Annotated in this window: 11 protein-coding genes; 10 read left to right on the top strand and 1 reads right to left on the bottom strand. The window is 69.1% G+C overall.

All coding sequences use genetic code 11. From position 1 onward, the window contains the following. Nucleotides 1–5: 5 nt before the first annotated feature. From IE325_RS11675 to IE325_RS11700, 6 genes are all read left to right on the top strand, one after another. The gene (locus IE325_RS11675; protein ID WP_190069717.1) at nt 6–311 is read left to right on the top strand and encodes an antibiotic biosynthesis monooxygenase family protein; all 306 of its coding nucleotides are present in this window, start codon (nt 6–8) and stop codon (nt 309–311) included. Nucleotides 312–374: 63 nt separating this feature from the next. Beyond that, complete coding sequence (locus IE325_RS11680) at nt 375–884, top strand: MarR family winged helix-turn-helix transcriptional regulator (protein ID WP_190069718.1); 510 nt, start codon at nt 375–377, stop codon at nt 882–884. Nucleotides 885–978: 94 nt separating this feature from the next. Beyond that, a complete protein-coding gene (locus IE325_RS11685) occupies nt 979–1,311 on the top strand; it encodes a DUF3817 domain-containing protein (RefSeq protein ID WP_190069719.1) in 333 nt (110 codons plus the stop codon). 73 nt (nt 1,312–1,384) lie between these two features. After that, on the top strand, nt 1,385–3,085 hold the full coding sequence (gene icmA, locus IE325_RS11690) for a coenzyme B12-dependent isobutyryl-CoA mutase large subunit (RefSeq protein WP_190069720.1): 1,701 nt from the start codon (nt 1,385–1,387) through the stop codon (nt 3,083–3,085). 171 nt (nt 3,086–3,256) lie between these two features. Then, the gene (locus tag IE325_RS11695; protein ID WP_190069721.1) at nt 3,257–7,726 is read left to right on the top strand and encodes a ricin-type beta-trefoil lectin domain protein; all 4,470 of its coding nucleotides are present in this window, start codon (nt 3,257–3,259) and stop codon (nt 7,724–7,726) included. After that, nucleotides 7,723–8,466, top strand: a complete 744-nt coding sequence (locus IE325_RS11700) for an immunity protein CdiI family protein (protein WP_190069722.1) — start codon at nt 7,723–7,725, stop codon at nt 8,464–8,466. The genes IE325_RS11695 and IE325_RS11700 overlap by 4 nt, the downstream gene beginning before the upstream one ends. A 173-nt stretch (nt 8,467–8,639) precedes the next feature. Here IE325_RS11700 and IE325_RS11705 read toward each other — a convergent pair whose 3' ends face one another. Continuing rightward, nucleotides 8,640–9,263, bottom strand: a complete 624-nt coding sequence (locus IE325_RS11705) for a TetR/AcrR family transcriptional regulator (protein ID WP_190069723.1) — start codon at nt 9,261–9,263, stop codon at nt 8,640–8,642. 212 nt (nt 9,264–9,475) lie between these two features. Here IE325_RS11705 and IE325_RS11710 point away from each other — a divergent pair, with 212 nt between their 5' ends. The 4 genes from IE325_RS11710 (at nt 9,476) to IE325_RS11725 (ending at nt 13,868) form a co-directional block, all read left to right on the top strand. After that, nucleotides 9,476–10,456 (top strand): tetratricopeptide repeat protein, encoded by a 981-nt coding sequence (locus tag IE325_RS11710; RefSeq protein ID WP_190069724.1) that lies wholly within the window; start codon nt 9,476–9,478, stop codon nt 10,454–10,456. Between the two features lie 658 nt (nt 10,457–11,114). Continuing rightward, nucleotides 11,115–11,756 carry a DUF6230 family protein gene (locus IE325_RS11715; protein WP_190069725.1) on the top strand — a complete coding sequence of 214 codons (642 nt, stop codon included), beginning with the start codon at nt 11,115–11,117 and terminating at the stop codon, nt 11,754–11,756. 191 nt (nt 11,757–11,947) lie between these two features. After that, nucleotides 11,948–12,544 (top strand): DUF6114 domain-containing protein, encoded by a 597-nt coding sequence (locus IE325_RS11720; RefSeq protein WP_190069726.1) that lies wholly within the window; start codon nt 11,948–11,950, stop codon nt 12,542–12,544. Then, nucleotides 12,534–13,868: a hypothetical protein gene (locus IE325_RS11725; protein WP_229911755.1), complete on the top strand. Its 1,335-nt coding sequence runs from the start codon at nt 12,534–12,536 to the stop codon at nt 13,866–13,868. The genes IE325_RS11720 and IE325_RS11725 overlap by 11 nt, the downstream gene beginning before the upstream one ends. Nucleotides 13,869–13,911 lie beyond the last annotated feature (43 nt).

Below are 13,911 nucleotides of genomic sequence, written 5' to 3' on the forward strand. Positions count from 1 at the left end.
CCGCCATGGACCGCGTGCGCGTCATCCGGCTGCTCTATGTGAAGGACGGCAGGGAAGCGGACTTCGTCGAGTCCTACCAGGGCGTGCGCGAACGCGCCGCGCGCTGCCCCGGGCACCTCGGCGAACAGCTGTGCCGTTCCCTCGACAACCCCGCCCAATGGCTCCTCACCAGCGAGTGGGACAGCCTGGACTCCGTCCGGGCCTGGCGCACCGACCCCGACCACCGGACCCTGGTCGAGCCGATGAACGCCTGTCTGCACGACGACCGGTGGACGGCGGTGTTCGAGGTGCGGGACGCGGTGGAGGCCTAGGCCGGGGGACCGAAGAGCGAGACAGGGCTGACCGGCATGTGACCGGCCGGTAAGGTCGGTCGCGTGCCGAAGCCGCTCAGTCTTCCCTTCGATCCCATCGCGCGCGCCGACGAACTCTGGAAGCAGCGCTGGGGAAACGTACCGTCCATGGTCGCCATCACCTCGATCATGCGCGCACAGCAGATCCTGCTCGCCGAAGTGGACGCGGTGGTCAAGCCGTACGGGCTGACGTTCGCGCGGTACGAGGCGCTGGTGCTGCTCAACTTCTCCAAGGCCGGCGAGCTGCCCATGTCCAAGATCGGCGAGCGGCTCATGGTGCACCCCACGTCCGTGACGAACACGGTCGACCGGCTGGTCAGATCGGGCCTGGTCGACAAGCGCCCCAACCCCAACGACGGGCGCGGCACGCTCGCCTCCATCACCGACAAGGGCCGCGAGGTCGTCGAGGCGGCCACCCGTGACCTGATGGCGATGGACTTCGGCCTCGGGGTGTACGACGCGGAAGAATGCGCGGAGATCTTCGCGATGCTGCGCCCGCTGCGGGTTGCGGCCCACGACTTCGAGGAGAGCTGACCCCGGGGCCAAGGGGCCAAGGGGCTGAGGGCCGGGGTCCGGGGGTCGGGGGCCGGTCCAAGATCTGCCGGATCGGATGGTTACGCTCTTCCCCATGAAGAAGAGCGTCCTGACCCGCTACCGGGTGATGGCCTACGTCACCGCCGTCATGCTGCTCGTGCTGTGCACCTGCATGGTGTTCAAGTACGGCTTCGACATGGGCGAGGACGTCACCTTCGCCGTCTCCCAGGTCCACGGCTTCCTCTACATCGTCTACCTGATCTTCGCCTTCGACCTCGGCTCCAAGGCGAAGTGGCCGTTCGGCAAGCTGCTGTGGGTGCTGCTCTCCGGCACGATCCCGCTGGCCGCGTTCTTCGTGGAGCGCAAGGTCACACGCAGCGTGGAACCCCTGGTCAGCGGCCCGGAACCGGCCGTGGCAAACGCCTGACGACACCGCCGTACGCATCCGTACGGCGGTCTCCCATCGACATTTACTAGGACGTCCTAGTAAATTCGAAGGTATGGACGCTGACGCCATCGAAGAGGGCCGCCGCCGCTGGCAGGCCCGGTACGACGCCGCGCGCAAGCGCGACGCAGACTTCACCACGCTCTCCGGGGACCCCGTGGAGCCGGTGTACGGGCCCCGGCCGGGTGACGAGTACGAGGGCTTCGAGCGGATCGGCTGGCCGGGGGAGTACCCCTACACCCGCGGCCTCTACCCGACCGGCTATCGAGGGCGGACGTGGACCATCCGGCAGTTCGCCGGGTTCGGGAACGCCGAGCAGACCAACGAGCGCTACAAGATGATCCTCGGCAACGGCGGAGGCGGTCTCTCCGTCGCCTTCGACATGCCGACGCTCATGGGCCGCGACTCCGACGACCCGCGCTCGCTCGGCGAGGTCGGGCACTGCGGCGTCGCCATCGACTCGGCCGCCGACATGGAGGTCCTGTTCAAGGACATCCCGCTGGGCGATGTGACGACGTCGATGACGATCAGCGGCCCGGCGGTCCCGGTCTTCTGCATGTACCTCGTCGCGGCGGAGCGCCAGGGCGTCGACCCGGCCGTCCTCAACGGCACGCTCCAGACCGACATCTTCAAGGAGTACATCGCCCAGAAGGAGTGGCTCTTCCAGCCCGAGCCGCACCTGCGCCTCATCGGCGACCTCATGGAGCACTGCGCGGCCGGCATCCCCGCCTACAAGCCGCTCTCCGTCTCCGGCTACCACATCCGCGAGGCCGGAGCGACGGCCGCGCAGGAGCTGGCGTACACGCTCGCGGACGGCTTCGGCTACGTCGAGCTGGGCCTGTCCCGCGGCCTGGACGTGGACGTCTTCGCCCCCGGCCTCTCCTTCTTCTTCGACGCCCACGTCGATTTCTTCGAGGAGATCGCCAAGTTCCGCGCGGCGCGCAGGATCTGGGCACGCTGGATGCGGGACGTCTACGGCGCCCGGACCGACAAGGCCCAGTGGCTGCGCTTCCACACCCAGACCGCCGGCGTCTCGCTCACCGCGCAGCAGCCGTACAACAACGTCGTCCGTACGGCCGTGGAGGCGCTGGCGGCGGTACTCGGCGGCACCAACTCCCTCCACACCAACGCCCTGGACGAGACCCTCGCACTGCCGAGCGAGCAGGCGGCGGAGATCGCGCTGCGCACGCAACAGGTCCTGATGGAGGAGACCGGCGTCGCCAACGTGGCCGATCCGCTGGGCGGTTCCTGGTTCATCGAGCAGCTGACGGACCGGATAGAGGCGGACGCGGAGCGGATCTTCGACCAGATAAAGGAGCGGGGCCTGCGCGCGCACCCCGACGGGCAGCACCCCATCGGCCCCATCACCTCCGGCATCCTGCGCGGCATCGAGGACGGCTGGTTCACCGGCGAGATCGCCGAGTCCGCCTTCCAGTACCAACGGGCACTGGAGAAGGGCGACAAGAGGGTCGTCGGCGTCAACGTCCACCACGGCTCGGTGACCGGCGACCTGGAGATCCTCCGCGTCAGCCACGAGGTGGAACGCGAGCAGGTACGGGTCCTGGCCGACCGAAAGACGGGGCGCGACGACGCGGCGGTGCGCGGGGCGCTGGACTCGATGCTGGATGCCGCGCGGAGTGGGGCCAACATGATCGGGCCGATGCTGGATGCGGTGCGGGCGGAGGCGACGCTCGGGGAGATCTGCGGGGTGTTGCGGGAGGAGTGGGGGGTTTATACGGAGCCGGCGGGGTTCTGAGAGGTAATCGTTCACAGTTGTCACACAAGTGACATCTAAATTCCTTGTCCTGCACCCGACACCTATGCCTATGGTGATCGCCGCGCCGGACGGAGCAGACCACTCCGTCACCTACGAGCGCGTCGATCGGCGACCGGGAGTACACCGTCGCCGCGGGGAGGACAGACCACCATGCCGAGACGTCGGCTCTTCACCCATGCCCTTTTCAGACCGGGGCCCCTCGCGTCCCTGCTCACCTCGGGCGTCGCGGTGGCCCTGCTCGGGGGCCTTGCCGTCCAGCCGGATCTGCTGAATCGGTACGCCCAGGACGATGTCGTGCCTGTGGCGGACAGCTACGACGGGTTCGACACGGAGGCCGCCGAGCAGATCCGGCAGGACCAGTGCCTGCTCGGCGAGATGCTGCGGATGGGCGGGCCCGCGACGTCCGCCGTCGCGCAGGACGGGCTCAACCAGGCGCCGGAGAAGCTGCGTGAGGCGGCGAACCCGAAGTATTGGGAGGAGACGCCGCTGGCCCTGGCGTTCGAGAAGGACAGGGACGCCGCCCATAAGGAAGGGACGGCGATCCACGACCACCTCCGGGACTTTCAGATCAATGGTCTGCCCACGCCCAGTGGCTTCCAGTCGTCGGCCGACTTCGAGTGGCCGCCGGGGACCAGCGCGGACCCCCGCCCGACGTTCTTCCAGCAGACCGGCCTGTCCAACTGGATCTGGGAGCAGTTCTGGAAGAACGAGGGGGACCTCTACGAGGACCCGACCGCGAAGGCCGACGACGCCACGGTCAATGCGGTCAAGGACCTCGGCACCCCGTTGTACGGCGAGAAGCCCTACGACCCGAACCTTCCGTCCGAGGAGCGGGAACGGCAGTACAACGAAAAGCGGGCGTTCGAGGACCTGGTCGACACCCACCGCGATGCGGGCGAGGGCGCCGATGACATGCGCCTCTTCCTCTCCTCCGGCGGCTTCCCCCGCACCGCTCCCGAGCCGGGCAGCGTCGAATACCGCATCGCGGTTGAGGATCTGAAGACCCGGTTCGCCTCCTGTGCCTGGCGTACGCCCATCGACCCGAACAAGGTCCTCGGCAAGGAGGTCGCCACCGCGTCCGCCGAGTGGCAGCAGGAGATCGCGGCGCAGGCCACCCAGCGCAACCAGATCCTGACCGCCAACCGCTCCGCCACCAAGGCTCTTGCCACCGGCTCCAAGGCGCTGGGCGAGATGCTGGGTCAGTCCTGGCGCGCCGACCACCTGGTCCGCTGGCAGGACTACTGGTCGGCCGGTGGCCCTGGTTGGATCGGCACCAGCCCGTTCGTCGTGCACGCCAACGGGTCCTCCGGCAAGTGCCTGGACGTGGCAGGTGCCAAGAAGGACAACGGCACGCCGGTGCAGATCTACACCTGCAACGGCAGCGCCGCCCAGAAGTGGCAGATCTCCGGCGACAGGCTGGTCAACGACAACTCGGGCAAATGCCTGACCGTCAAGGGCGGCGCGAACACCAACGGCACGGCCGTGGTGATCATGCCCTGCACCAGCGGCGTCTCCCAGAAGTGGGAATACGGCACCCACGGAACGTCCCGCCTGTACAACCCGGCTACCAAGAACTGCCTCGACCTGGCGACGTACAACAACGGCCAGGACGGCCGGATGTGGGACTGCACCGGCAAGGCCCCGCAGAAGTTCGACGTCGTCCCCTCCGGTCACCAGGGCACCGACGACCTCGACTACCCGACCAAGGCCCAGTTCGACCGGGTGAAGTCGGACATCACCAAGGCCCAGACCGAGTCGAAGAAGCAGCTCGACCTGCTCAAGACGCAGGTCACGGCGGCGAAGACGGCCGCCACGACGACGGACACCGCCACGCAGGCCGCGTACGGCATCGCCGACAAGGCGGGTGCCCCCAGGGGCCGTGGGCTGCTCGTCGGCCAGCAGAAGGCGCAGGTCACCAAGGCGTCGTCGGCGGCACTGGAGGCGCTGTCCAAGGCCGGTGACACGGCGTACGCCGCGACTCGCGCCGCCGCCAGTGACTCCGCGACCGTCGCCGCCCGAGCCCTGACGCAGGCCGCCCAGTCGAAGGCGGCGTTCCGTACGGCTGCCGCCAACGAGGCCCGTGCGCAGGCGAAGGCCGCCGCCGAGGCCGCCGCGGTCCAGGCGAACGAGGCCAAGGCCGCCCGTGACCTCGCCAAGACCAAGCTGGCCGAGACGCAGAAGGCCGAGGCCGACGCGAAGGCGGCAGCCGCCACCGCGCACGCCAAGCGGCTCTCCGCGGAGGCGGAGGAGGCCACGGCGAAGGCGGAGAAGGAGACCGCCGCAGCCAAGCAGGCCGAGGCCGCCCGGCACAAGGAGAACGCCCAGGGCTACGCCAAGACGGCCACCGAGGCCAAGGGCCGCGCCGAGACGGCCGAGTCCACCGCCCGCCAGAAGCGTCAGGACGCGGAGGCCGCGCGGGACCGGGCGAAGGGCAAGCGGGACGACGCGTGGGACGCCGAGAGCAAGGCGAAAGCGGCGCGCGCCAAGGCCGATGCCAAGGACGCCTACGCCGAGGCACACGAGTCGGCCTCCGATGCCAAGGAGTCCCGGGCAGCGGCCGACGACGCCGACAAGGCGGCCGGCGAGGCCGAATCGGCCGCGACATCGGCCCGTTCCGAGGCGAACGCGGCGACCAAGGCCGCGGCCGACGCGGACGCCGCAGCCACGCGCGCGGAGGCAGCCGCCCAGCGGGCCCGCTCCGACGCGGACGACGCCCAGGCCGCCAAGCTGAAGGCGGACGCCGCCGTGAAGACGGCGACGAGCGCCGCCGCGGAGGCCATCAAGGCCTCCCAGACCGCCGCCTCCGCCGCCCGCACCGCGGTCAAGCTGGCCGACGACGCGGAGAAGGACGCCGCCAAGGCCAAGGCGCAGGCCGACGCGGCGAAGGCCGAGGCCGCCAAGGCGGTCGCGGGAGCGGCCGACGCCGCCGGTCACGCCTACACCACCGCCCAGGCCGCGGAGGACGCCGGCAACGCCGCCCAGCAGGTGGCTGCCCCGGCCAACGACGCGATCCAGCTCGGCTCGCAGTACATCACCACCGACTCGGCCGCGGGTCTCGCCGTATTGGCGGGCCAGTCGTCGAAGACGATCGCCGAGCAGCAGCAGGCGGTCGCCGAGGCGCACGCCGCCAACGCCAAGAAGAACGCCGATCAGGCACAGAGCCTCGCGAACGCGGCGACCGGTGACGCCAAGGCCGCGTACACGCTGGCCGCGGAGGCAGCCGGCTTCGCGGCGGACGCCCGTAAGTCGGCGAAGGAGGCGCTCGGTTACGCCGCCGAGGCGGCCAAGTACGCCGCGGCCGCGCAGGCTTCACTGGCCCGCACCATCGAGTACGACCGCCAGGCCACTGTGGACGCCGCAGCCGCCGACAAGGCGGCCGGCCGCGCCGAGGGTTACGCCTCCGACGCCCGCTCCTCCGCCGACCAGGCGGCCCTGGACGCAGAAGCCGCCCGCACGGCCGCCTCCGAGGCCGAGCAGGCCGCGAAGGACGCCCGAGCGGCGGCGACCCGCGCCGACGCCGAGGCCGACGCGGCGGAGGAGGCTGCGAAGGACGCCCAGAAGTACGCGGATTCGGCACAGGAGGCGGCCGACGAGGCCGCGCGCAAGGAGGCGAACCAGGTCGTCCAGGACGGCGCCGGAACCGGCGTCGGCGGTGTCTTCTACATCGTTGACAAGATCACCGAGGCGGGCCCGGCCAAACAGCTCAACGAGTGTGTCTACACGCTCGACGGCTGCACCGTCACGTATGAGCTGCACCTCGATGTCACCGTCAGTTACTACTACTGTGCCAACCCGGATGTACCCGCCACCGAGGCCGGCTGCCCGAAGCCGGACACGATGTTCCTCGGCACAGAGACGTTGAAGGACCAGACCAACAACTGGACCCATCACTTCACCTTCGGGCAGATCACCAAGATCGGCTGGCAGAACCTCTTCGGGGAGAAGGTCGGCGCGGTCCTGTACGAGGTTGTGCTGGGCGATGCCGCCCGGTGTTACCACGGCGACAAGTCCAGTTGTGCCTGGGCCGCCGCGATCCTCGTACCGCCGTCGGTCGCCACGAAGCTCGCGGAGGCCGCCAAGCTCGCCACGAGGGCTGAACGTGCCATCAAGACCGGTGAGGACGCTGCGCAGGTACTCGCGGACCTGAAGAAGATCTACGGGGAGAAGGGCGCCGCCATGGTCGGCGACGCCACGAGCGAGGCCGGCCTGGCACTGCGTATCGCGGCTGCCGTGGCGGAACGAGCCAAGATCCACCGTGGCACGCTCGACCCCAAGCTGCTGGACCGGCTCAAGGACGCCGGCGTGAAGTTCAACAGAGCGGACACGATCTGGGTGATCGAGTACGCCAAGCCCGGCGTGCCCCTCGCCTGGCTTGAAAAGGGCAACGTCAATGCGGGCCTCACCCATATCGCCTTCCGGCACGCGGGAGAGTTCGCGAACGCGGGCGTCCGAGTGGAGGACATCCCCGCTCTCGTGAAGACAGCCCTCACCGAGGGCACGCGGGTCGGCACCCAGGGAGCCGGAAGGCCGATCTTCGAGGTCGTCTTCCAGGGCAAGACCCAGCGGGTGGCCGTTAGCGTGGGCGACAACGGCTATGTGATCGGAGCGAACATCGCATGACCCTCGAGGAACCGCGGCACATACTCGTGCACGCCAGGGGCGAGCCATCGCCCCTATACGAGCCGCAGGATGCCGAGGCTCACGACGACCTCGGCGACTTCACGCGCAACGTCCCGCTGGACGAAGCCCGGCTCGGCCTGCCCGAGGAGCTGGTTGACGTGCTGCGCTCCTGGTCGCTGGCCCGCCCGCCGGAGGGCTTCGTCTCCCGCTCGGACCTGCGGGGGCACGTCAAGCGGGGCCTGGCGATCGCCCAGCGACTGGCCCGGTATCTGGGGCCATCATGGGTGGTGCGCTACTGGGACGAGCGCCACAGGTCGGCGAAGTGGGTGTGCTGGGGCTGCGACCGCCTGCATTGGGAACGCGACAGCCACGGCACGCCACCACACCCCGTTCACCTCACAGTCGAAGGCGAGTACAAATTCGGACCGCTGCGCTCCGAGGGGTTCGGGGACTTCTTCCCGGACGATCCCGCTGCCGCGCTGGACTTGTCCGACGGGCTGGTCTCCTCCCTCTACGCATGGGCGGACGGGATCGACACCACCTTGGATCTGGACCTGCGTGACCGGGAGGACGGAAAGTACGACGCCGAGTGGGAACGGTTGTTCCGCGAAGGGGTGGAGCTGGCGAGGCGGGTGGCGCACGAGCTCGGTCCCGCCCGAACGGTGACTTATAAGGGTGTGGCCCATGGTGGTCTCGCCGCGCTGACTTCGGTCACCTGGCAGGGAGACCGTCAGATGTAGTCACGAGCCGAACACCGATGGTGGGGCGGACGGAAGATATCCCGGCCCCATCATCCGGCCCCTCTTCGACCACCGCTATCGCATGTGGCTTGACCGCTCGCGGCGCTGGGGCGCGAGTACGTGGGTACGGGCATCGACGACGACCTGACCGACGGCGTGAACGGCAACGGGCATCAGGCCGTCGCGGATGCCGTCAGGCCGTTCAACAGGAGTCCGGCGAAACTGTGTGCCCAGTCCGTGTCGACGGGCTCGGCGCTCACCAGGGCCCGGTGCACCACCGCGCCCGCGATCACGTCGAAGATCAGGTCCGCCGTGCGTGCCGACTCCGAAGGGTCCGGCTCCGGCGGGAGCTCGCCGCGGGCCTGGGCTCTGCTCCGGCCCTCCAGGACCAGGCACTTCTGGCGGTCCACGATCGACTCGCGGATTCGTTGCCGCAGGGCATCGTCCCGCGTCGACTCGGCCACCACCGCCATCAACCCGCTCCTCGCTTCCGGCCGGGCGAGAATCGTCGCGAACTGCAGCACCACACCCTCGATGTCCGCGGCCAGACTGCCCCGGTCCGGCAGTTCGAGTTCGTCGAAGAGTTCCGCCACCGCGTCCACGACCAGCTCGTTCTTGCCGGGCCAGCGTCGATAGAGCGTCGTCTTTGCAACCCCGGCGCGGGTTGCGACGTCCCCCAAGGTGAGCTTGGACCACCCCAGCTCGACCAGCGCGTCCCTCGTCGCGGCCAGGATCGCCGTGTCCGCGGTGGCGCTGCGCGGGCGTCCGGGACGGGAGGCGGCGGTGCGGCTCTGCATCCCCTGACCATAACCGGGTGGTTCGTGTGTGGTCGTGAGGGAGATCACGGGTGCGGGGTGTTCGCGGGGGTCGTCATGCCATTACGCTACGACTCGTAGCGAAAGCGATGACCACAGGCGTGGGGTGGGGACCCGGCGCCGCGTACGACTGAGCCGGACCGGCTTTTCGACCAGTTTTCACACACGCGCGCCCGACGGGGGAGGATAGACGCATGCAGCCACGGAACATGTCCATGAGCGGAGTCGTCGACCTCGCCGCGGTGAAGGCGGCCCAGGAGGCCAAGGCGAAGGCGGAGCAGGCGCGTGCCGAGGCCGCCCGGCAGGGCGGGGGCGCGGGAGGCGTGTCGCCTGCCGATCTCGTCATCGACGTCGACGAGGCCGGATTCGAGCGCGACGTCCTGCAGCGCTCCACCGAGGTGCCCGTCGTCATCGACTTCTGGGCCGAGTGGTGCCAGCCCTGCAAGCAGCTGAGCCCGGTGCTGGAGCGCCTCGCCGTCGAGTACAACGGCCGCTTCCTCCTCGCCAAGATCGACGTCGACGCCAACCAGATGCTGATGCAGCAGTTCGGCGTGCAGGGCATCCCCGCCGTGTTCGCCGTCGTAGCCGGACAGGCGCTGCCGCTCTTCCAGGGCGCGGCCGGTGAGGCGCAGATCCGCGAGACGCTGGATCAGCTGGTCACCGTAGCCGAGCAGCGGTTCGGTCTGACCGGTCTGACGGTGGACCCGGACGCCGAGCCGGGGGGTGCCGCCGAGGCCGCTCCCGCGGCGCCGGCCGGTCCGTACGACGCCCTCCTCGAAGCCGCCGTACAGGCCCTGGACGCGGGCGACTTCGGCGGTGCCGTCCAGGCGTACAAGAACGTGCTCGCCGAGGATCCGGCGAACTCGGAGGCCAAACTCGGGCTCGCCCAGGCCGAGTTGCTCCAGCGGGTGCAGGGTGCCGACCCGCAGCAGGTGCGCAAGGACGCCGCCGAGAAGCCGACGGACGTCCAGGCGCAGATCACCGCCGCCGACCTGGATCTGGTGGGCGGTCATGTCGAGGACGCCTTCGGGCGGCTCATCGAGACCGTGCGGCGCACCGTGGGTGATGACCGGGACACCGTACGGCTTCGACTGCTGGAGCTGTTCGAGGTCGTGGGCGGCGAGGACCCGCGGGTGGCGGCGGCGCGCAGGGCGTTGGCGCGTGCCTTGTTCTGACCTGTTTGCGAGCGGGGCGGCGGCCCTGTTCTGACCAGTGACTAAACGCGCAGTCTCGTGTTGCGCGAGTGAAAGATTTGTCGACAGAGCATCATTGCGGCCGTGCTTTACCAAATCTTGGTAATCACGGCCGCAGTTACTTGGGGTAAGTCGCAGGCTCCTTTCTGTCAGATCCTGTCCGGTGATACCTGGATTTGTCCGGTCGCTTGATGCCACCCTGCGTCGCTGGCCGAGACCGGCGAGTCGTTGTTCGGTTATCCGGCCGTTACTACTGAGTAACGAAGCCCCTTGTGCGGGCGGCGAGAATGCACCACGATCGGCCACGCTCGGTCCGTTTCCGTACCCCGACAGCCGGTCGGGTCGCGGGAGTTCCTGGGTCCCCACCGAGCAGAGTCGGCGGCAGTGGCGCCGGCTCTTGGACAGGGGGGTCTTCGCCCACCCGGCGAAGCCTGTCCGGCAAGGTTGTGCGTGATGCGTGTCAGGCGCGACCAGTGGTTGTCGCTCGGGGGTGATCGCCGGTGATTCGGGCGCGATTCGCGCCTGACGAGTACGGGCGCTCTCCTTCCCGAGGACGTAGCACTTCTCCCATCCCTGCCTGGTTGAGACGCCTTCGGGCGCTGGGCCGGAGCAGGTGATGTACGTCCGAGAAGGAGGAAATATGGAGTCCCAGGTGCGTGGCGGGACCAGATGGAAGCGGTTCGCTGTGGTCATGGTGCCCAGCGTCGCCGCGGCCGCGGCGGTGGGTGTCGGGCTCGCGCAGGGTGCGCTGGCTGCCTCGTTCAGCGTTTCCGGCCAGCAGTTCAAGGTGAGCGCCGATCACCTGCACGGTACGGGCTTCGCCCAGTACGGCGGTATAGACAGCGTCTATACCAAGGTCGACGGCAAGGAAAAGACCAAGGTTCCGGTGGCGATCTCGTCGTTCGACGACGCGACCATCACCAAGATGTGCCAGTCGGTCAAGACGGACATCCCCTTGGTGGGGTCGATCTACCTCCGTCTTGACGCGGGCAAGGACCCGAAGAAGCCGGTCTCGGCCGAGGACCTCTACATCGACGTCGCCCAGCTCGACGCCGACGCGGAGTTCAAGGACATCGACATCGGCGTCGCGGTCAAGGACAAGACCCGCGGCCCCGATGTGAAGGCGGGCGAGAGCGTGCTGCCGGGCGGCTTCGCCCAGCAGGCGCGGGAGGCCGACCTCTACAAGGTGAAGCAGACGGCCTGGGCGACCACGGCCGGCACCTTCAAGCTGAGCGGTCTGTCGATGAAGCTCGGCACGAACCCCGACATGGAGTGCTACTGACGGCTCCCGTCACCGGGGTGTTTCGGGGTAGCTGAGCTGCCCCATGGGGCGGGGAAGCCATCGCCTCCCCGCCCCGCCCGCCCGGCCCTTTCATGAGCCGGGCACCCTCACAACAGACCCAGACTTCCGGCTTCTTTACGCCTACGGCCGAGCCGGTACGTACTTCCACCGGACCCAGGGAGCTGTTTTCCATGAGTGCCGAGACTCCGGTCCAGAGCGCCGGGACCTTCACCCGGTTGCGTCTGCGATTCCGCGGCTGGCGGGGCACCCGGCCGTTCTGGGCAGGCCTGTTCACCCTGCTCGGCGGGGTGCCGATCGCCTACTTCCCGTACGCCACCCTCAAGCTGGGCACCATGTCGCTCACCATGGCGACCACCGCGGGTGCCGGCTCCCTCATCATCGGCGTCCTCCTGTGGACGCTGGGACTGACCATGTGGTTCCAGGCCGCGACGCGCGTGTTCGCCGGCGTCGCCGCGATCATCCTCGGCCTGGTGTCCCTGGTGGTCTCCAACATCGGTGGCTTCATCATCGGCTTCCTGCTGGCGATGATCGGTGGTGCGCTCTCCATCTCGTGGATGCCGGGCAAGGACCGGCCGGAGGAGAGCGGGCCGCAGGACGGCGCGGCGGACCCCATGGACAAGGGCGCCACGCCCACGACCGCCGAGGACCCCTTCGAGCCGGGGCAGCCGTTCCCGTCGTACCCGCCCGCCGACGGGGGCCCCGCGCAGGGCGGTGGCTTGGACGGCCCTCGCGCCGAGCACCGGATCGGAGGGGACCGTGTCGGCTGACGAGGCCATCGACAACAACCCGCTGGCCCCGGCACGAAAGAGAACGGGGCCGCGCCACGCGGCGCCCAAGAAGCCGCTGTTCACCCGGTTCCAGGTGCCGGCCGGCAAGGCGATAGCCATGGCGGCGATGCCGACGGCGGTTCTCATGGGCATGGGCTTCACACCGACGCTGGCCCTGGCCGACGACGCCAAGTCGCCGACGCCGTCGAACAGTCTGACGGCCGACGAGTACAAGGACTGTGTGGCGGCCCTGGCCGACGACCCGTCCGGTTCGCCGTCCCCGGAGGCGAGCGAGTCCAAGGACGAGGACGAGACGGAAGAGCCGACTCCTTCGCCGTCCGCGACTTCCGGGAACTCCTCGGATTCGTCCGGCTCTTCGGACTCTGCTGGTGACTCCGCGTCGTCGGATTCAGGTTCCGACGACGCGCCCGAGCCCACGCCGAGCCCCTCCGCGAGCAAGTCGAGCGAAGAGCAGTCCAGCGATACGGCCACGGCGTCCCCGTCGCCGTCCGAGAGCGGCGGCAATCTGCTCGAGGACATCGGCGACGCGATCTCCGGCATCTTCACGGGCGGGAACAAGGACACGGCGAGCCCGAGTCCCACGCCGTCCGCGTCGGCGAGCGAGAGCGCCGATGAGGAGGCGTCGAGCGAGAGCGACGCCAAGGACCCGGTCAAGGACACCACGGACAAGGTCACCGACACGGTCGAGGGCACCGTGAAGGACACGACCGACAAGGCGACCGAGGCGGCCAAGGACACCACCGAGGCGGCCGAGAAGGCGGCGGAGGAAGCGGCCGACGAGGCCACCGCCTCCCCGAGCCCGAGCCCGTCGGAGAGCACGGACCCCGAGAACTGCCCCGCCGCCACGGACGACGAGGGCGGCGTCGACAACAAGATCCTGGTGCCGGACGACCCGTGGTACCTGGAGGCCAGCTCGCTGCTGCTCAAGGGTGCCGACTACCAGGGCATCGTCGAGGTGAAGACGGCCAGCGGCAAGACCAAGAAGGTCCTGAAGTACGTCATCTCCGACGGCACCGACATCGGCGACCTGCACCAGATCGTCAAGGACAAGCAGTCCGGCAAGACGCACCACGTGCAGGCGGCCAAGGGCTCCACGTCCACGATCCGTGACGGCAAGACGGTGATGTACACCGAGAGCATCTCGGGGAACCTGCTCGGTCTGATCCCGATCACGTTCGACCCGGAGCACCCGCCGCCGTTGAACATCCCGCTGATCTACTTCACCAAGGTGAAGGTCACTCAGGCCGGCCAGTTCGGCGGCACCCTGACGGTTCCCGGCATGCACACGACCATCACCGACTGAGCGCCCCACAAAGCCCGTTCGGGAGCCGCACACCGAGCCGTGG

The organism is Streptomyces lanatus (assembly GCF_014655715.1).
GTDB lineage: Bacteria > Actinomycetota > Actinomycetes > Streptomycetales > Streptomycetaceae > Streptomyces > Streptomyces lanatus.